Annotated in this window: 13 protein-coding genes; 7 read left to right on the top strand and 6 right to left on the bottom strand. The window is 74.0% G+C overall.

Annotated elements, in window-relative coordinates; translation table 11 throughout:
• Positions 1-3 precede the first annotated feature (3 nt).
• Positions 4-2,172: an acetoacetate decarboxylase family protein gene (locus D9753_RS02440; RefSeq protein ID WP_121785508.1), complete on the bottom strand. Its 2,169-nt coding sequence runs from the start codon at positions 2,170-2,172 to the stop codon at positions 4-6.
• A 248-nt stretch (positions 2,173-2,420) separates the two neighbouring features.
• Between D9753_RS02440 and D9753_RS02445 the strand changes: the two genes are divergently transcribed.
• Positions 2,421-3,416 carry an acyl-CoA desaturase gene (locus D9753_RS02445; protein ID WP_205614035.1) on the top strand — a complete coding sequence of 332 codons (996 nt, stop codon included), beginning with the start codon at positions 2,421-2,423 and terminating at the stop codon, positions 3,414-3,416.
• A gap of 29 nt (positions 3,417-3,445) precedes the next feature.
• Here D9753_RS02445 and D9753_RS02450 read toward each other — a convergent pair whose 3' ends face one another.
• Complete coding sequence (locus D9753_RS02450) at positions 3,446-4,222, bottom strand: bestrophin-like domain (protein ID WP_240468006.1); 777 nt, start codon at positions 4,220-4,222, stop codon at positions 3,446-3,448.
• Positions 4,223-6,286: 2,064 nt separating this feature from the next.
• Here D9753_RS02450 and D9753_RS36315 point away from each other — a divergent pair.
• Positions 6,287-6,466: a hypothetical protein gene (locus D9753_RS36315; protein ID WP_163010599.1), complete on the top strand. Its 180-nt coding sequence runs from the start codon at positions 6,287-6,289 to the stop codon at positions 6,464-6,466.
• A 114-nt stretch (positions 6,467-6,580) separates the two neighbouring features.
• Here the strand turns inward: D9753_RS36315 and D9753_RS02465 are convergent, their stop codons facing one another.
• A complete protein-coding gene (locus D9753_RS02465; RefSeq protein WP_121790854.1) occupies positions 6,581-7,048 on the bottom strand; it encodes a flavodoxin family protein in 468 nt (155 codons plus the stop codon).
• A gap of 123 nt (positions 7,049-7,171) precedes the next feature.
• Between D9753_RS02465 and D9753_RS02470 the strand changes: the two genes are divergently transcribed.
• Positions 7,172-7,813, top strand: coding sequence for a class I SAM-dependent methyltransferase (locus tag D9753_RS02470; RefSeq protein WP_240468007.1), 642 nt, complete (start codon positions 7,172-7,174; stop codon positions 7,811-7,813).
• A 6-nt stretch (positions 7,814-7,819) separates the two neighbouring features.
• Here the strand turns inward: D9753_RS02470 and D9753_RS02475 are convergent, their stop codons facing one another.
• Complete coding sequence (locus tag D9753_RS02475) at positions 7,820-9,148, bottom strand: lipase family protein (protein ID WP_121785510.1); 1,329 nt, start codon at positions 9,146-9,148, stop codon at positions 7,820-7,822.
• Between the two features lie 268 nt (positions 9,149-9,416).
• Here D9753_RS02475 and D9753_RS02480 point away from each other — a divergent pair, with 268 nt between their 5' ends.
• The gene (locus D9753_RS02480; protein WP_121790855.1) at positions 9,417-10,103 is read left to right on the top strand and encodes a lipoprotein; all 687 of its coding nucleotides are present in this window, start codon (positions 9,417-9,419) and stop codon (positions 10,101-10,103) included.
• A 24-nt stretch (positions 10,104-10,127) separates the two neighbouring features.
• Here the strand turns inward: D9753_RS02480 and D9753_RS02485 are convergent, their stop codons facing one another.
• Together D9753_RS02485 and D9753_RS02490 are read right to left on the bottom strand one after the other, a co-directional pair.
• On the bottom strand, positions 10,128-10,766 hold the full coding sequence (locus D9753_RS02485; protein ID WP_121785511.1) for a GNAT family N-acetyltransferase: 639 nt from the start codon (positions 10,764-10,766) through the stop codon (positions 10,128-10,130).
• Positions 10,767-10,918: 152 nt separating this feature from the next.
• Positions 10,919-12,988 (bottom strand): DUF1996 domain-containing protein, encoded by a 2,070-nt coding sequence (locus tag D9753_RS02490; RefSeq protein ID WP_121785512.1) that lies wholly within the window; start codon positions 12,986-12,988, stop codon positions 10,919-10,921.
• Positions 12,989-13,348: 360 nt separating this feature from the next.
• On the opposite strand from D9753_RS02490, the gene D9753_RS37515 reads away from it, so the two are divergent.
• The 3 genes from D9753_RS37515 to D9753_RS02505 all read left to right on the top strand — a co-directional run bounded on the left by D9753_RS37515 (position 13,349) and on the right by D9753_RS02505 (position 18,126).
• Entirely contained in the window at positions 13,349-14,917 is a 1,569-nt protein-coding gene (locus D9753_RS37515) for a C40 family peptidase (RefSeq protein WP_240468008.1), read from the top strand.
• A gap of 190 nt (positions 14,918-15,107) precedes the next feature.
• Complete coding sequence (locus tag D9753_RS02500; protein WP_121785513.1) at positions 15,108-16,472, top strand: FAD-dependent oxidoreductase; 1,365 nt, start codon at positions 15,108-15,110, stop codon at positions 16,470-16,472.
• 442 nt (positions 16,473-16,914) lie between these two features.
• Positions 16,915-18,126 (top strand): hypothetical protein, encoded by a 1,212-nt coding sequence (locus D9753_RS02505; protein ID WP_121785514.1) that lies wholly within the window; start codon positions 16,915-16,917, stop codon positions 18,124-18,126.
• Positions 18,127-18,261: the final 135 nt, after the last annotated feature.

An 18,261-nucleotide genomic window follows, 5' to 3' on the forward strand; every position in this document is an offset into this window, starting at 1 on the left:
GTCTCAGCGCGGCAGGAGGGCGCCGGCGCTGCGGTGCAGCATGAACTGGGGGCAGGTCAGGACGAACAGGGGCCGGGCCGTGTCGATGCCGAGCCGGCGCAGTTGCCCGGCGAAGGGCTCGGCCGCCGCGGTGTCCAGCCGCAGTCCGATTCCGCCGCCGCGGTGCAGACGGAGCCTGCCGTGGGCCCGGACCAGGGTACGGACCGTGCTCCCGCCCCGGCGGCCGTAGAGGATCCAGTCGGCCTCGGGGCAGGGCACGCCCCGGCCGAGGCGGCCGTCGACGGTGATGCCGAGGTCCGGGGAGCCGGCACGGATCTGCCGGCCCATCAGGTCGGCTTCGGCGGTCACCCGCAGCGCGGGCTGGCCCCAGATCTCCTGGGCGACGACGCGGGCCTCCTCGCTGGTCACGGCGAGGGAGAGGACGTAGCGGCCGGTGCGGCGCAGGTCGACGCGGCGCAGCAGGTCCAGGGCGGCGTCGTAGGGGCCGGGCCGCCACAGGTCGTCGACCAGCACGGAGAGGACGATCTCGGTGTAGGGGCCGATCGTGGTGCAGCGGTGCTCGTACATCGAGAGCACCGCCATGGCCCGCCGGCCCAGCCGGCTCGGGGTCAGCCAGGTGACGTCGGGCAGCAGGCCGCGGGCCGTATCCGCGTCGACGGGGAAGCACAGGTGGGCGGCGGAGGAGTCGTAGTAGCGCACGGGTACGTCCACCGGGCCGGCCGTGGTGGGCACGGAGGCGGTGGGCAGGGTGAGGAAGGGGTAGCCCTCGGGCGGGTTGGCGCGGTCCTTGAGCTGGTAGGCCTGGGTGCGCACGACGGGGCCCCGGTAGGGGGCGAGCGCGTCGTCGATGCGCTCCCGGGCCTCGGGGATCACGGTCCTGAGGTGCTCGATGTATTCGTGGATCATGTGGCAGAGCGGGAACTCGTGACTCGGCCCGATGTAGTCGACCTCGTACCAGCCGGGGTGCGGGTCGAACGCGGAGCCCGCGCCACGGCCGTCGAGGACGGGCACGATGTCGTGCTGGTTGGTGATGCTGGCGACCCGGGTGCGCGGGTCGGCGGGTCGCTTGCTGTCGACCGGGGAGCCGACGGCGACGACGTGGGTGACCCGGTAGGCGCGGCAGAACTCCTCGTCCTGGGCGAGGTTCATCAGGGCGATCCCGCCCTCGCTGTGCCCGATCAGCGCGAGGTCGGCGCCGCGCGGGATGCCGTAGTCGTCCAGGGCGAGGAGGATCGAGCGGGTGTACGGCGAGTCCGTCAGGAACAGGTTGCGCCAGGCGCCGACGAAGTCCTGCGGGGAGTCGTTGCGCGGGCGGCCCGGTGCCATGCCGGGCGCCTGGACGACGTAACGGACGACCCCGTCCGGACCGCGTACGTTCTGCACGAGGATCCGCCCGTCGGTGGAGAGCATCTCGATGTTGCGCAGAAAACCGAGGAAGGAGCCTTCCGGCGCGATGACCTGCCTCTCCTGGTCGGTCAGCTCGACGGCCTCGGCGGCGCCCTCGCCCTTGTCCAGGTTCGCGAGCCGGGCGGCGCTGACGCCGTGCAGCGGGTCGGCCGACAGCGTACGGCCGGTGGCCAGCGCCCAGCCGGTCTCGTCGTTCTGCGGGTCCTCGTCCAGCAGGGCGCGGATGGCGAGGAGTTCGGCCATCAGCGGGGCCAGCCCGGACAGCGCGCGCTGGGCCCCCTGGTCCCGGAACAGCGCGCGCAGGGCCCGCACCGACTCCAGGTCCCGGTCGGCGGTGACGGCCTCCGTCAGCCGGCGCATGCCCGGATCGCGCTCGAACTCGGGGTGGTCGATGAGCACGGCGGCGATCCTCAGCCGCAGCGAGCCGACAGCCACCAGCGCGGCCAGGCTCTCCCGGCCCAGCACCTCCCCGGCCGCGCCCAGCACATGGCCCACGCCCTTCGGGGCCGTGATGGCCGAGCCGCCCAGCCCCTGCTTGTTGGTGAGGGCGCGCAGCAGTGCCCAGCGGGCGGCGAGGCCGGTGCGGGGGCGCCGGCGCGCGGAGGCGGCCAGGTCCGGGGAGAACAGGGCGGTACTGGTCCGTGCGGACACCCCGCGGATGCCCTCGGCGACGTCCACCACCTCCCGCGCGCACCGGCGCAGCAGTTCCTGGACGTCCTGACCGTCCGGCGCGGGCCGTCCGGGTGCGGTGCCGTCCGCTCGCATCCGACGCTCCCTCGGCTCGACGACGTGGGGACAGGTGCGGGGCCGCGTCGGCGGGCGCGGCCTCGCCCCCATCGTCGGCCAGGGCGAGCGGGCCCGCACCTTCATCCATCCAGGTAGAGGATGCGCACGGGTGCCGTACGGCCCGCCGAGCCTGGGCCGTGACCTCGTACGGCTGCCGCATAATCGCCGCACATGACCCCCTGCACTCCCCCGACGGCACCGGTCCCCCAACTGGTGGAGCGCGCGTCGTGACCACGTCCGCCGAACGCCCCGAGGGCCTGCGGCCCCCGCTCCCCGACACCGTCCCGGTCGGCCGGCCGCTGCGCACCGGTTACCTGCTCACCCTCGTGGTCGGCCCGCTCACCGTCCTGGCGCTGGCGCTGCCGGCCGCCCTGGCCGGCGGCTGGGGGCCACGCTGGTACGACGCGGTCCTCGGCGCCGGGATGTACGCGCTGTCCATCATGGGCATCACCGCCGGCTACCACCGGCACTTCACCCATCTGTCGTTCCGGGCGAAACGGCCGCTGCGGATCGCCCTCGGTGTCGCGGGCGGCCTCGCCCTGGAGGGCCCGGTGACCATGTGGGTGGCCGAACACCGCCGCCACCACCAGTACGCCGACCAGGAGGGCGACCCGCACTCGCCATGGGCGTACGGCACCACCCGGCGAGCGCTGGCCAAGGGGCTGTGGCACGCCCAGGTCGGCTGGTTCTCCTCCCCCGTCCGCTCGCACCATCCGCGCTACGCGCCCGATCTGCTCGCCGACCCGGACGTGCGCCGCCTGGACCGCTGCTATCCGTTGACCGCGGTCGTCTCCCTCGGCCTGCCGCCCGCTGTGGTCCTGGCGGTCTCCCACGACTGGCACTGCGCGCTGGTCACGTTCTTCTGGGCGAGCCTCGTGCGGTACGCCGTCGTCCACCATGTCACCTGGTCGGTCAATTCCGTCGCGCACGCCTTCGGTGCCCGGCACTACCGCACCCGCGACCAGTCCCGGGACGTGCCGTGGGTGGCGCTGCTGACCTTCGGCGAGGGCTGGCACAACCTGCACCACGCCGACCCCGGCAGTGCCCGGCACGGCGGCCTGACGGGCCAGCCCGACCTCACGGCCTGGCTCATCGCCCGGTTCGAGCGGTGGGGCTGGGCGTACGACGTGCGCTGGCCGGACGGACGGCGGACCGCCGCCCGGCTGACCACGGAGGCGGCGGGACGACGAGCACCGCGCAGGCACGGCCGGATGGCGGGCTGACGGTCATACGGGCTGACGAACTTACGGGCTTACGGGCTTACGGGCGGGCTGGTGGTCAGGTGGCGGGGAAGTAGCGGGAGAAGGGGGTGGAGTCGACGGCGAACACGCCGTTGAAAGGGTGGTTGAGCTGGTAGACCAGCAGCACGGTGAAGGTGATGAGGACCCGTCAGGCCCATCACCATCACCACATGGGTGGCGCTCCGGCGCACCCCGAACATGAACATGAAGGCGACCGTGAGCACACCGCCGACGATCAGCCCGAACCACAGCACCGGCGACAGACTGTTGCCCACGTCGGCCTCCCGGCCGCGCCGGGCGTCGTCCAGGGTGCTGAGCTGAGCCAAGGACTCCTGGAGCGTGGCCTGCTGGGCGGGGGTGGCTTCGACGGGCACCTGGCTCGCGGCCCGGAGGTCGTTCAGCAGGTCCCAGCCGCGCCGGCCCGGCGGCTGTCCTCTCGTCATGGCGGGCCACTCGGCGGACACGACGGTGTGCACGTACATGTCGACGGCACCGCGCGTCTGTTCGGCCTGCGCGGCGGGGAGTCCGGCGGCCAGCAGGCGGATCTGGTGGGCGGCGCTCGCCTCCGCCTGCACATGACCCTCGGCGCCCGACCGGGACTCCCACACGGACACCATCGACAGGCCCAGCACCAGCGCGTAGAGCACGCCGACCATCATGGAGATGTACTCGGCGACGTCCTCTCGGGGTTCCGCGTCCGGGGCGGGGGGCCAGTAATGGTGCCGGATCACCACGATGCCTGCGGCGACCACGGCGATCCCCAGCACGACGGCGAAGATCTCGATCATCGACTCGGTCTCCTGTCGGTGTTCTGCGGGGCGGGGGGTGAGGGGTGGAGGGTCAGGGGCGGCGGGGTGTGTACTGGGCGTCGGGGGGGTGGGCAACGGGCGGTCACGGGCCGACGCGCCGGGAGCCCAGCAGGGGCGGCGGCGAGGGCGGCGGGGATCAGCATCAGGAACAGCACGGCGAGCAGGCCGAGCCCGGTCGGACCGCCGCCGGGCCGGATGAAGCGGGCCATGATGGACGGGTTGCGCGATCGCCGGGGAGGCGTCCGGGCGTTCCGCCCCGGGGGCCGGCCCGGCACGGTCGCTTCGCCGGTGGTTCCCTGACCGGTCGTTCCCTGACCGGTGCTCGCCTGACCGGTAATCCCCTGGCCAGTGGTCGCCTGACCGCCGGTGGACTGGCCCCCTGTCCACTGACCGCCCGTCGACCGGCCGCCGGCTGCTTCGCCTCCCGTTGCTTCGCCACCGGTGGCCCCGCCGCCGGCGCCCTCACCACCGGTGGCTCCGCCCTCGCCGGCCGTGGCGCCCGTTCCTGTCCCGGCGGCAGCACCCGTGCCGCCTGCGGCGGCTGTTCCTGCCCCGGCGGCTGCGCCCGTTCCCGTGCCGGCGGCCGCTGCCGCTCCCCCTGCGGCTGCCGTACCCGCACCGGCGCCCGCACCCGCGGCAGCGCCGGCCGTCCCCGCGCCGCCTGCGGCACCCGCACCAACGGCCCCACCGGCTCCCGCTCCGGCGCCCGTGCCCGCTGCAACACCGCCTGCTCCGGCCCCGGCTGCGGCACCGGCCCCGGCTGCGGCACCGGCACCGGCACCCGCTGCGCCACCTGCTCCGGCCGCGGCACCGGCTGCGGTAGCCGCTCCGGCACCTCCCGCTGCGGCACCCGCTCCGGCACCGGCGGCCGTTCCAGCCCCAGCGGCCCCAGCCCCAGCAGCCGTACCCACTCCCGTTCCCGGTCCCGCACCTGCCCCTGCCCCTGCCCCAGCGCCGGCGGCCGTACCCGCACCGGCCCCTCCACCCGCCGCCGCTCCCCCGGCCCCCGCTCCAGCACCGGCCACGACTCCGGCTCCCCCGGCCCCAGCGGCAGCCCCGGCACCGGAACCGGCACCCGGCACGGCGCCCGCAGCGCCCCCCGCTGTTCCGGCGGCCGTGCCCGGTGCCGTGCCGGGTGTGAGGACGCCGGGTACGGGTGCGGGCCCGCCGGGGGGTGGCAGGGGTGGGGGGTGGGGGAAAGGTGACGCCGGGGGGTACGGGCAGGACCGGGGGCGCCGGGGGTGAAGCCGGCACGGGGGGTGGTGCGGGGGCGGGGGGTGGAGGCGGAGCCGGTGGGGCGGGAGGGGGGACCGCGGGGGGTGGGGACGGGGCCGGGGCGGGGGGCGCTGGTACCGGGACGGGTGGCGGCGGGGCCGGGTACAGCGTGAACGAGCCGGACGCGTCGGCCTTCAGCGGCGGCGGCCGCTTCGGGCACCCGTCGGGCCGGAGCGTGCTGATCCGGTCGGTCCCGGTCACGTGCCCCTCGCTGAAGTACTGGCCCGCAGGCCGCTCCACGGTCGCCCGGCAGCGCACGGAGTCCCCGGGGTCGAGGCTCGGGACGGTGTCACCGCCCGCCGCCGGGCAGACGATGCCGGGCGGCTGGAGCACGGGATCGGTGAGGTGGAGGTCGAACACCGTACGGTTGCCGGTGTTGGACACGTCGTAGAGGACGGTGACCGGGCCGGGGGCGACGGGCTGGCCGGGTACCCCCACCTCGGTCTCGACCGTCTCGGACAGCGCCGGCCGGCCGCCGACGCCGGCGTATCCGGAACGGGCGGCGGCCCACGATTCCTGGCCGAGGGAGGGGATGCGGCCGACGGCCGTGACGTCGGCGATCCAGACCCCCTCGCGCGCGCTGGCCCACGCGGTGCAGGTGGCCGAGTCCAGGCCGCGGAGCATGGGGAGGCGGTCGTCGCCGCCGGGGCAGCGGATCCTGGCGCCCGGCAGCCCCGGGTCGTTCACCCGTACGTCGTACAGGTCGGCTCCGGTGCGGTTGGACAGCCGGTACGTCCTCAGCAGCGGGTGGCCGACGCGGATGCCGGGATGGGTCGCCCCGGTACCCGGCCGGGTGTCGGTGTCGACCTCCAGGGCGAGCCCGTGGCTACCCGCGCCGTCGGCGACGGCGCGGTCCACCGGTCCGCCGGACACGGCCGCGAGCAGCGGCAGGACCACGGCGAGACGTGCCCCGAGGGCCACGCCAGCACCTCCCTGGTAGTCCTATGACCACATGATCAGGACTAACAGAGCGGCCTGGCCGCGTGCTTCGGCCCACGCCGGTCACGGGGCACAACCGCACGAGGATCACTCCGGTGGCCGCGCGGCCGGCGCCGGGCCGCCTCAGCGGTCCGGCACGTCCGGCATCAGACCCGCCGCGAGTGTGGCTCCCAGCTCCCAGCACGCCTGGGTGTCATCCTTGCCCGGCTCGCCGGTGACGGTCACCGCGTCGGCCGCCCGGCGCCAGGCGAGACCGGTGGTGACGGCCTCGACGGCGCGGACGGCTCCGGTGACGTCGTTGCCGCCGTGGACGTAGTAGCCGAACGGGCGGCCCCGGGTCTCGTCGAGGCACGGGTAGTAGATCTGGTCGAAGAAGTGTTTGAGGGCGCCGGACATGTAGCCCAGGTTCGCGGGCGTGCCGAGCAGGTAGCCGTCGGCTTCGAGCACGTCTGAGGCGGTGGCGGACAGGGCCGCCCGGCGCACGACGCGGACGCCCTCGATCTCGGGTGTCGTCGCGCCCGACACCACTGCTTCGAGCAGCGCCTGACAGTTCGGTGAGGGCGTGTGATGGACGATCAGCAAGGTAGGCACGCACCGCACCCTGCCGTGCGCCTGCCGCTGCTCGCAAACGCCGGGTGCCGGCAGGCGTCACCGGCACCCGCCCGGGGTAGGACGCTGTCCGGCAGCCCGTACGCGGCGACGGAAGGGGACGGAGTGGCGGAGGATGATCGCCGGGCACCGGCCGCCGAGGTGTTCGACGCGCTGGGAGTCGCCTACGAGGAGGCGTTCGCCGGGTCCGAGCCGCACCGGGCGTCGCTGCGGTGGCTGCTGGAGCGGCTGCCGCCGGGCGGCAGGGTGCTGGACGTGGGCAGCGGGACGGGGCGGCCGACCGCGCAGACCCTCACCGAGGCCGGGCACCGGGTGCTGGGCGTGGATGTCTCACGGGTGATGACGGAGCTGGCCGCCCGGCAGGTGCCCGCGGCGGACTTCCGCCTCGCCGACATCCGCGAACTGCCGCTGGAGGAGGCCTCGTTCGACGCCGTGTGCGCGTACTTCCCGCTCCTCCAGATGTCCCGCGCCGAGCAGGCCGCCGTCGTGGCGAAGCTGGCCCGCGCCGTGCGGCCCGGCGGGCCGGCCGCACTGGCCACCGTGCCCCTCGACGGGGAGGACGTCGAGGGGCACTTCATGGGGCAGCCGGTGCGGGTGACGAGCTTCGCCGCCGGCGCCTTCAGGGAATTGGTGGCCGGGGCGGGCCTGACGGTGCTGGCCGAGGACCACGCCGTGTTCACGCCGGCCCACCCGGACGCCGTACCGGAACCGCAGCTGTTCCTGCACGCCCGGCGCGAGGGGCCGTGACGCCGGTCAGGGCTGGAGGGGCAGCAGCCGGCAGGTGGAACCGGCGGCCCGGCCCGCGAGCCGGTCGGTGAGCCAGTCGACGGCGTCGCCCTGGTCGGCGAGCAGCGGCGCGAAGTGGTTGAGCAGGGCCCGGCCCAACTGAGGCGCGACGACCGGCACATAGGTGACGTCGGTGCCCTTGCGGCACCAGTCGACGGCCAGCCGTCGGGCCTGCGCGTGCGGGACGAGGTCGTCGTTGATCCCCGTCGCCACCCGCACCGGACCGGCGGGCCTGCCCGTGCCGATGCGCTGCCGGTCGAGGAAGTCCCGCAGGGCGGGCTCGGCCGCGACGACGTCGGCGAGGGAGGACCCGTCGGTCGTCCAGGCGGTGCTGAGCGCGGAGTTGTACGAGAGGATCGCGTCGCCGACGCACATCGTGGACAGGTCGGCCAGCGCGGCCTTGCCCGCCGCGTTCAGGTGCCTGTCGGCGATCGGCCTGAGCGCGGGGTCGGACTCCAGGAAGCCGTTGACGGCCCAGCCGAGGGCACCGGCCAGGTCGCTGCCGTCGATCGCCTCGGTCACCTTGGCGAGATCGGCGGGCGGCGCCCCGGAGTAGGTGCCGGCCAGGGTGACGTCGGGGGCGTAGGAGGGCTGGAGTTCGGCTGCGGCGGCGGTCGCGCCGCCTCCCTGGCTGTAGCCGTACAGCCCGACGGGCGAAACCTCCGTGACCGAGGCGCCCGCCAGGTTCCGGGCCGCGCGGACCGCGTCCAGCACGGCATGGGCGCCGTCGAGCCGGTTGACGTAGGTGTGCAGTCTGTCGGTCGCGCCGAGTCCGGCGTAGTCGGTGACGACGACGGCCACCCCCTCGGCGAGCAGGCGGTAGATGGCCAGGTCTTCATAACCGACGGACACCGTACGGCCGTTGAGGGTCAGCGGGTGTTCGAGGCCGAGTGAGGCGGCGCACTGGTCGCCCTGGCCCATGGTGCCGGGCGCCACCGCGACCAGCGGGCGTGGTCCGCCCCGCTTCCATGCGGCGGCCGGCTCCAGGTAGGCGCCGGTCACCGCGACCGGCTGCCCGGCGGAGTCGGTCGACTTGTACATCAGCCGGGTGGCACGGCCGGGCAGAGGTCCGTCGAGGCCCGGCAGGCTCAGCGCGAGCGGCAGCCGCTCGCTGCGGACGAGGGTGCCGTCGGCGGCGGGCAGCGCGGTGGGCGGGGTGTAGAAGGCCGGGATGGTGACGCCGCGGGACACGACGGTGTCCGTGGCGGTGGCGGGGAGTGCGGCGGCGGTCTGGGCGCCGAGGCAGGCGGCGACGGCGATCGCGAGGGCGGCGGGCACACGGGTGCGCACGGACATGACGGACCTCCTGGGCGGCGGGGTGGGGCAGGGGGCTCCGGAGCGGCTGGCAGGGACCTTACTTTCGAGTAAGTTACCGGCGGTAGCCCCACGGAGGTCACGGTTGGGTAATGTTGACTTGTTGTCAGCAACGGCTGCGCCACCTGACCGGCGGGCCGGTGTCGGCCCGCTCGGCTACAGTGACCCGCCGGACATCGGGAACGCGAAGGCGCAGGTCAAAATGGGGATCAGGGGCGGCGCGGGAATCGTGCGGAATACAGCGGTGGGCATGGCGGTGGGGACGGCCGTAGGGACGGCCCTGCTGGCGACGGCGCTCAGCGGATGCGCCGGATCGGGCGGCACGGACGGCAAGGGCCGACCGGGCGCGTCCGGCACGCCGGCATCGGCATCGGCATCGGCATCGGCCAAGGCGAGTCCGAGCGGTGGCACGATCGGCGCCGTCGGCTCCGCCTGCGAACTGCCCGTCAGCTTCGGCGTCGCCCGGCACTGGAAGGCCAAGTCGATCGACGCCGCGAAAGAGCTGTCCGAGGCGTCGGGGAAGCCCGACGACGACCTCGGCGGGGCGCTCGCCGACAGCCTTCTGCGGCAGGGTCCGGTCACCGCGGCCTGCGAGATCGACGCCAAGCCCGCCGGGAACATCGGCTTCCTGCGCGTGTGGACCGGCAGGACGGGCGATGCCGACGCCGGCGGCGTGCTGCGCGCGTTCGTCGCCGCCGAGGACAATGTCAGCAAGGCGAAGTACCACTCCTTCACGACCGGCGGTGGCGTCCCCGCCGTGGAGGTGGAGTACCTCTACACGAGCAAGATTTTGGAGGAGACCAAGAAGGAGAGCGCCTTCGCGGTCAGCACGCCGGACGGGCCGGTCGTCCTGCATCTCGGCGGCATGGACACCGAGGAGCACGAGGCGATGCGGCCCGCCTACGACCTCGCCAAGCGGACCCTCGGACTCGCCTGAGGGCCACGCCGTCCCACAGCGCGCTCAGCGCACGGTCGTCTCCCGGCCCAGGTAGGTGAGGGAACCGGCGTCCGCGACCGGGATCACGTGGAAGCCGAGCCGGTCGTAGAACGCGCGGGCGGCTGTGTTGGCGGTGACCATACCGAGATGCACCGCCCGCACACCTTGCCCGGACAGGGCGGCCAGGAAGGTGTGCAGCAACCCGCGGCCGTACCCCCGACGTTGCCAGTCCGGCAGCAGGTCGATGTGCAGATGGGCGGGAAAGCCGGCGAGTTCGGGTACGAGCATCCGCTCCGGCTGGTGCAGAAGGTGGATCATCTCCTCGGTGGGCGTGCGGGGCGGCGCGGTGGGTTTCGGGTAGCGGCCGGCCAGCCGGGGGATCCAGCTCCGCCGGAGGTCCCTGACGAAGCGCTCGGTGTCCGCGGTTCCGACGACGTACCCCACCGCCCGGCCCGTGCCGTCGTCCAGCACGAAGGCGAGGTCCGGGTCGAAGCGGCAGTACGGCTCCGCGAACAGCGCCGGCATGAGCCGCGGGTCGGGGTATATCGCCCGGGAGTCACCTCCGTTGTGCGCGGTGCGGACACAGACGTCGGCCACGGCTTCGCGGTCGGCGGGGCGGTAGGGGCGGATCGCGGGCGCGGGATGCGGACGAAGAGAGGGCATACCGGCATCCTGAACGTAGTGGGAGCGCTCCCACAAGCGAATTGATCGGCGTGTGCCGCGGCGGCCCGCCTCGGTGGAGGTGGGCCGCCGCAGGGGCCGCCGGAACGGTGTCGTCAGGTGCTGGGGGTCATGGGCTGGTGGGTCGCCGTCGGTCAGTAGGGCAGGCGGCGGGCGCGGATCAGCATGAACAGGCCCGAGAGGGCGAGCAGCGTGCCGATGGCCGCGGGCCACAGGTGGGCCCCGGTCTCGGCCAGGCCGCCCCCGGTCGTCTGCGGTGGGGCCTGCGCGGCCACGGGCGGGACGTATCCGGCGGCGGTGGCCTGGTCCGACGCCGAGGGCGCGGGTGCGGGTGCGGACGGGGACGCGGACGGGGCCGGCCGGGCCGACGTGGCACGGGAAGGGGCGGAACCCCCCGGAGCGGCCTTGCCCGCCCGGTCGTCTCCGCCCGGCGCGCCCGCCCCGTCCCGCTTGGTGGTGCGGGCCGGCGAGGTCGTCACCTCGGTCCTGGGCGCCTCACCGGGGCGGGAGGCCGGCGCCCTCGGCGCCGAGGTGGCACCCGCGCCGGGCTCTGTGGCGGTGTCCTGGCCGGGCTCCGTGGAAGTGTCTCCGCCGGCCTTCGTGGCGGTGTTCCCGCCGGGTTCCGCCGTGGTCCCGCCACCGGGGGCGGCGGTCGCCGGGGACCCGGAGGTCGCCGTGGGCGTCACGGTCGTACCGCTACCGCTACCGCCACCGCCGCTGCCGCTGCCGCCTTCGTTGCCATTGCCGTTGCCGTTGCCGTTGCCGTTGCCGTTGCCGGTGCCCGTGCCGTCGGACGGGCCGCACGTGCGGCCGGAGTTGATGCAGTCGACCATCTCGCGCATCAGGTCCTCGTCGAAGACGTTGATGAAGTCGCCATGGTCGGTGACGGGCTTGTGCAGTTGCTCGGGGAAGGAGTCCACCGCGAACAGGGGAACCGTACGGCCGCCGTCCGTGAGGCTCGGTGCGGCGACGCCGTAGACGATGCGCTGCACCAGTTGCGGTATCGGCCGGAAGCCGGCCGGGCAGGAGCCGTCGACGGTGGCGAAGGCGACGTGGGTGCGGTGGTTGGCGCTGTCGATGTTGCGGCCGTCCCAGCAGCTCTGGAACCGGAAGGTGCGCACGACGTCGCTGCCCTGCGGGCACAGCGGATACTTGTCCTTCAACTGCCGGTCCTCGTGGCCGGTGCAGCTCCAGGACGCGTTGGCGTTGCCGGGGCCGTTGACGAAGGCCTTGGCATCGCCGGTGATGATACGCAGCAGGCGTGGCATGGCGGTGACCTTGCCGCGCGGGTTGCCGACGAACGTCAGCGTCACCGCCTTGGGGGTGACGATCTGGCCGGCGTTGCCCTCCGTACCGCCGCCCGGGGCGCCCGCGTCGCGTTCCTGCTTGCCGTTCTGGAGGCGCAGCACCGGCCAGTAGTACGTGGACCTGTCGCCCTGATCGACACAGCTCGTGGCGGCTTTCGCCAGGTCGTCGTCGCCGGCGAAGGCGTTGTTGCCCTGGTTGCCGATGTAGTCGTGGAAGTGGTGGGCGCCGTTGGAGACGCCGGGGGCGACGATGACGTTGTCCGAGTTGAACAGGCCGTTCGCGTTGACGCCGCAGTCGGAGGTGAAGGTGCCGCGCGAGGCGTCGGAGCCCGGGGACGGGGCCGGCGCGTCGGGTTGTACGGCGGTGATGTCCGCGTAGTCGGAGACGACGGGCCCGTTGCCGGCCTGGCCCGCCCCGTTCTGGGCCTGGCCGGTACCGTCCTGCCCCTGGCCGGTGCCGCTCGGGGTGGCCGTGGGCCGGCCGGTGTCGCCGGGGCGCAGGGTGCAGGCGGCCAGGTCGTCCAGGCCCTGCGGATGCTCCCCCGCCCGGTCCAGGGTGTCGGTGATGCGCCCGATGGCGGCGGACCGTTTCCCCTTCAGCGGGTTCATGATCGTGTCGGCGTTGGGTCCGGTGCCCTGACCACCGCTCTGTCCATACTGGTGGAGTTGCCGGTACGCCGCCGCGGTCTGCTGGTCGAGCAGGGCGAGTTCACGGTCGACGTCCGGGCGGGCCGTGTCCGGCACCGCCGTCAGCCGGCTGCCGACGTCGGGGCAGTCGATCGTCGCCATGCCCGTGGACAGCACGCGTCCGGTGGAGTCCGTGCCGGAGCCGTCGCCCCAGCCCTCGCTGGCCGACGCGTAGACGTTCGCCGCGGCCAGGCCGGCCCCGCCCAGCATCAGGGCGACCGCCGCGAGGGTCGCGCGTCGTGCGCCGGTCGGACGTCTGCGCCTGTTGCGTACCAAGGTCGTCCCCTGTGTGTGCTCGCCGGTCGGGCATGGTGTTCCCCGGCTTCATACGGAGGGCGGGGCCGTCGTGTTCAACGGAAGCGCGAATTCACCGGAGTCTCACAGGAAACCACGAGACCCGCCTCTTCCCACTCGAACGTCGTCGCGAACATCACGAATACGTATCGGACATTTCACACCTCAACCTTCACACGAGGTACACACGTTGGCTAGGTTGACGCTCGGCCCGGCCGGCTCAGTCCCGGCGAGCGGCCCAACTGCCCTGCGGGGCGAGGAAGGAGCACGTCTTCCATGGCGCCGGAGAGCCGCGACGAGGTTCGCCAACGGGTCGAGTCCCTCTATGACCAGGCCGAGAACGCGACCGGGAACTTCAACGCGACCCGGGCCATGGCCGCCCAGCGGCGTTCGCGGGGCGTCCCGTTGGCCAAGCGGACGGGGCGGCGCCCGGAACCGGCACTGGACACGATGGCCCGGCAGTGGTTCGACGCGGCCCGCGCCAAACTCGGCCCGACCGTCCCCGCCGTACTGCCCCCCGACCGCCGGCCCGACCGCCCGGTCATTCCGACGCGCCTCCCGGGGCGCGACGGGGAAGGTGACCTGACAGGCGGCGCTCGGGATGCCTTGCCCCCGGGGCCGTCGGCACGCACGCCCCTGGCGTTGGAGCGGGGCGCGGGAGGCGCGATCGGTGAGTTGCCGACCGGGAGTACGGGGGGCCGGCCGGGCGGCGGACAGGTGCTGGGCGAGCTGACGAGCGGCGGACAGGCGCTTGGCGAGCTGACGAGCGGGCCCGCCGGCAACCCGTGGGCGGCCGGGGGTACCGGCATTCAGCCGGGCGGCGGCCACGCGACGGGCGAGCTGATGGGCGAGCTGATGGGCGGTCCGGTGGCAGCGGGTGCGGTGACAGGGGGTGCGGTGGGTTGGCCGGCGGCGATGCCGGCGGTCGGACGGGCGGCACCGCCCGATACGGCGCTGCCTCAACCCGTCACGGGATACCCGGAGTTGATCACCGTCGAATCGACGGGCCGGAGTACACCCGAACCGGCGACGACAGGCGGCTCGTTGAGCCTGCCGGGCTTCGCGGAGCAGGCCTCGGCCGGTGTCGGCGCCGCCGAGACGGCCCTGCTCCCGGCCGTCGCGCCGCCCACCGCGCAGGCGAACCGGGTCCAGACGCCCAGAACACTGCCCGGTGCCGCGCCGGGCCGCCCCTCCCCCACTGTGACCAAGGGCGACAGCCTGCGCAAGCTCACCTCGGCCCGCGAACTGCTCACCCGGTACACCTCCCCGCTCGCGTCGGCCGCCGGTACCGTTCAGCCCGCGCCTGCGCGGACCACGTGGAACACCGGCACCCAGCCGGGTCCCGGGACCACGCCAACGGCGGCACCCAGGGTCCCGGTGATGCCTGAGGCACCGTCAACGGCCTTCGGTCACCTGGGCTCTCTTGTGCCACCGACCCCCGCCTCCACCCTCGCCCCCGCCCCCCTCCCCGGCACCGACTCCCGGGTCCTGCGGGCCGCCAAGGCGATCGCGTTCGCTCGGGCGCAGGTCGGGAGGCCGTGCGTGTGGGGCGCGACCGGGCCGGGTTCGTACGACTGCTCCAGCCTGGTCCAGGCCGCGTGGAGAGCCGCCGGGGTCACGCTGCCGCGCGCCGCGCACCAGCAGGCGCTGGCGGGCACGCCGGTCACGTTGGCCGTCGCCGAACCCGGTGACCTCGTCCTCTTCTTCGACGACGACCGGCACGTGGGTCTCTACGTGGGCGACGGGATGATGGTGCACGCTCCGGGACCGGGGTCGACCATCCGCGAGGAGTCGGTCTACGGGGCCGGGGAGGCGGCGATCCACCGCGTCGTCCGGCCCGCGTGACCCGCGTGAAGCGTGTGCGACGAGTGGGCCCGGGTGCGTCGTATGGGCGGCAGCCGGGCCATAAGCCAGCTCTCGACAACCCATAAGATCGCCTTATGGGGTCATAGACCCGACCCCTGTAACTACTTAGGTCTGCCTTAGTTTAGGCTTCCTGTTCGAGTCGCCGTTCACGCTCGAAGGGAACCTGATCATGCCGCGCCCCCTGCGGGTAGCCATCGTCGGAGCCGGCCCCGCCGGGATCTACGCCGCCGACGCCCTGCTCAAGTCCGAGGTGGCCGCCGACCCCGGTGTGTCCATCGACCTCTTCGAGCGGATGCCCGCCCCGTTCGGCCTGATCCGGTACGGCGTCGCGCCCGACCACCCGCGCATCAAGGGCATCATCACCGCCCTGCACCAGGTGCTCGACAAGCCGCAGATCCGTCTGTTCGGCAACGTCGACTACCCGACCGACATCAGCCTGGACGACCTGCGAGCCTTCTACGACGCGGTGATCTTCTCGACCGGCGCGATGGCCGACCGTGACCTGTCGATACCCGGCGTCGAGCTGGACGGCTCCTACGGCGCCGCCGACTTCGTCTCCTGGTACGACGGCCACCCGGACGTCCCGCGCTCCTGGCCGCTGGAGGCCGAGAAGGTCGCCGTGCTGGGTGTCGGCAACGTCGCCCTCGACGTCGCCCGCATCCTGGCCAAGACCGCCGACGAACTGCTGCCGACCGAGATCCCGCCGAACGTCTACGACGGCCTCAAGACCAACAAGGCCGTGGAGATCCACGTGTTCGGCCGCCGTGGCCCGGCGCAGGCCAAGTTCAGCCCCATGGAGCTGCGCGAGCTGGACCACTCCCCGAACATCGAGGTCATCGTCGACCCCGAGGACATCGACTACGACGCGGGCTCGATCGGGACCCGCCGTGGCAACAAGCAGGCCGACATGGTCGCCAAGACCCTGGAGAAGTGGGCGATCCGGGACGTCGGCAACCGCCCGCACAAGCTGTTCCTGCACTTCTTCGAGTCACCGGCGGAGATTCTCGGTGAGGACGGCAAGGTCGTCGGCCTGCGCACCGAGCGCACCGCCTTGGACGGCACCGGCAACGTCAAGGGCACCGGCGAGTTCAAGGACTGGGACGTCACGGCGGTCTACCGCGCGGTCGGCTACCTCTCCGAGAAGCTGCCCAAACTGCCCTGGGACATCGACTCCGGCACCGTCCCGGACAAGGGCGGCCGGGTGATCGAGGAGGGCGGCACCCCGCTGCGGTCCGCCTACGTCACCGGCTGGATCCGGCGTGGTCCCATCGGCCTGATCGGCCACACCAAGGGTGACGCGAACGAGACCGTGGCCAACCTCCTGGACGACTACGCGAACGGCCGCCTGGACACCCCGGCCACGCCCGAGCCGGAGGCCGTGGACGCCTTCCTCGCCGGGCGCGACGTCCGCTTCACCACCTGGGAGGGCTGGTACCGGCTGGACGCCGCCGAGCGCGCCCTGGGCGAGCCGCAGAGCCGCGAGCGGGTGAAGATCGTCGAGCGCGAGGACATGCTGCGGGCCAGCGGGGCGTGAGGACCGCACCCGGTCGGGTGTGTCAGGGGCCGGTGCCGGTGCGCCGGCCCCCGCACCGTTCGGCCCCGCGCCGCTCGGTCCCTGGCCGTCCGCGCGGAGGGCGTCTGCTGCGGCACCGGTGGCAGGCGCCGGGCGAAGGAGCCGCGCGGGTCCTTGCCCGTACCGGTTCCACCGCTGCCGCGAGGGTGAAAGAGGCCTGCTCCTGAGCGGATGGACGGGCGGGCCCCGTTCACCGGTCCATTGTGGACGCCGTACGCGGCGGCCCGGCACGGGGTGCGCCACGGTCGTGTGACGCGTACCGCGCGCATGCCGGGCGCACGGCGCGCACCCCGTGCGCGGGCGCACACCCATCCGTGGCGCGCGGCGCCGGGCCCCGGCCGACATGTCGCCCCGGCGAGCGGTGATACTGGGAGCGCACCCGCCCCCATCAGCAGATTGGCTCATGTCGAACTCCGCCGGCGACCGCGCCACCATCCCGCAATCCGTCTGGGCGGCCCGGGGCCGCCACACCGGCCCCGACCCCGAGGACGTCGTCCGTCGCATCCTGCACCGGCGCGAGGAGAGCGGGGACATCGACGACTTCGCCGAGCCGCCCGCCGGCGAGGATCCGGCCGGCCGGATCTTCGAGGCGCGCTGGCGGGCCGCCGGCACGGTGACCGTACGGGCCCGGCTCACCCTCGTACCGCATCCGAGCCGGCCGCAGGAGCACGAGTGGCGTCTCGTCGCGGAGGCGGAACGCCCATGGGACGACACGTGGCCCTCGCCCGCCACGCTGTTCTGGCCCGGGGGCGGCGTGGACGAGACCGGCGACGGCTCCTGGGACCATCACGCCACCGTCCCCGGCCTGCCCCTCCGGCAGGCCAACGCGCTGCCTCCGGACGACAAGGAGATGCGGCGCCGGCTGCGGGACGCGGCCCGTGAGTCCTGGTGCGTCAACGTGGTCGTGCACGAGGCGATGACCCCGGACGAGCGGGGCCGGCTGCCCCTGACCCGGCTGCTGCCGCCCGGCCTGCGACACCGCGTGGTGGAGCACCGGGCCGCGCCGCAGCAGCTACGCGCCGTCAACTGGGCGCTGAAGGACCTCGGCGTCGAGGTGCCGCGCGGCGGCGCGGTGCTGCTGCCCCCCGACCCGGCGCCCAAGGACTACGACGGCCGGGAGCACAGCGTGCGCAACGTCTTCCTTGACGGGTCGGAACCGGCCGAACTCGTCGCGGCGCTGCGGCACTTCACCGCCCAGTCCCGGCCCATGCCACAGGGCGCCGAGGAGGCGCTGACCGACCTGCGCGAGAACTGGACCCTGAGGACCCTCAAGGAGGAGCTGGAGCGCGAGCGGCGGCTCGTCGCCATGTACGCCGAGGCGCTGGAGGCGATGACCAAGTCCCGGGATCTGTACAAGCAGGCCGCCGAGCAGGCGCTGGAGGCGCTGTCCGCCTACCGTGACGTCCCCGCGCCCACCCTGCCGCAGCAGCAGCGGCCCACCGTGCGGACGCCGGTCGCGCTGCACCAGCTCACACGGACGTTCGAGCGGCTGAAGCTCACGGCCAAGGGCCGGCAACGGCCCGAATCCGCCGCGAGCGCCTCACTGGACGGGACACCGGCCGACGGCGCGGCGGTGGACGGCAGGGCGGTGGACGGCAAGGTCGAGGACGAGTAGGGCGACGGACGGCACGACGGCGGGCGGCACCGGTGCCGGCAGCGGCGCCTCCCGCGGTTGCTACGGCTTCGCCGGTCCCCGTGGCTCGGTCGGTCGGTCGGTCGGCGTAGCTCGGCAGTGGCAGGGCAGAAGGGG

Origin of the sequence: Streptomyces dangxiongensis, assembly GCF_003675325.1 — a bacterium.
Classification (GTDB): Bacteria; Actinomycetota; Actinomycetes; order Streptomycetales; family Streptomycetaceae; genus Streptomyces; species Streptomyces dangxiongensis.

Excerpts from the sequence above, each read along its gene's own strand:
- D9753_RS02440 (WP_121785508.1), bottom strand. The coding sequence starts at position 2,172 with ATGCGAGCGGACGGCACCGCACCCGGACGGCCCGCGCCGGACGGTCAG.
- D9753_RS02450 (WP_240468006.1), bottom strand. The coding sequence starts at position 4,222 with ATGATCGAGATCTTCGCCGTCGTGCTGGGGATCGCCGTGGTCGCCGCA.
- D9753_RS36315 (WP_163010599.1), top strand. The coding sequence starts at position 6,287 with ATGGGTCGCCCCGGTACCCGGCCGGGTGTCGGTGTCGACCTCCAGGGC.
- D9753_RS02475 (WP_121785510.1), bottom strand. The coding sequence starts at position 9,148 with ATGTCCGTGCGCACCCGTGTGCCCGCCGCCCTCGCGATCGCCGTCGCC.
- D9753_RS02480 (WP_121790855.1), top strand. The coding sequence starts at position 9,417 with ATGGCGGTGGGGACGGCCGTAGGGACGGCCCTGCTGGCGACGGCGCTC.
- D9753_RS02485 (WP_121785511.1), bottom strand. The coding sequence starts at position 10,766 with ATGCCCTCTCTTCGTCCGCATCCCGCGCCCGCGATCCGCCCCTACCGC.
- D9753_RS02490 (WP_121785512.1), bottom strand. The coding sequence starts at position 12,988 with ATGCTGGGCGGGGCCGGCCTGGCCGCGGCGAACGTCTACGCGTCGGCC.
- D9753_RS37515 (WP_240468008.1), top strand. The coding sequence starts at position 13,349 with ATGGCGCCGGAGAGCCGCGACGAGGTTCGCCAACGGGTCGAGTCCCTC.
- D9753_RS02500 (WP_121785513.1), top strand. The coding sequence starts at position 15,108 with ATGCCGCGCCCCCTGCGGGTAGCCATCGTCGGAGCCGGCCCCGCCGGG.
- D9753_RS02505 (WP_121785514.1), top strand. The coding sequence starts at position 16,915 with ATGTCGAACTCCGCCGGCGACCGCGCCACCATCCCGCAATCCGTCTGG.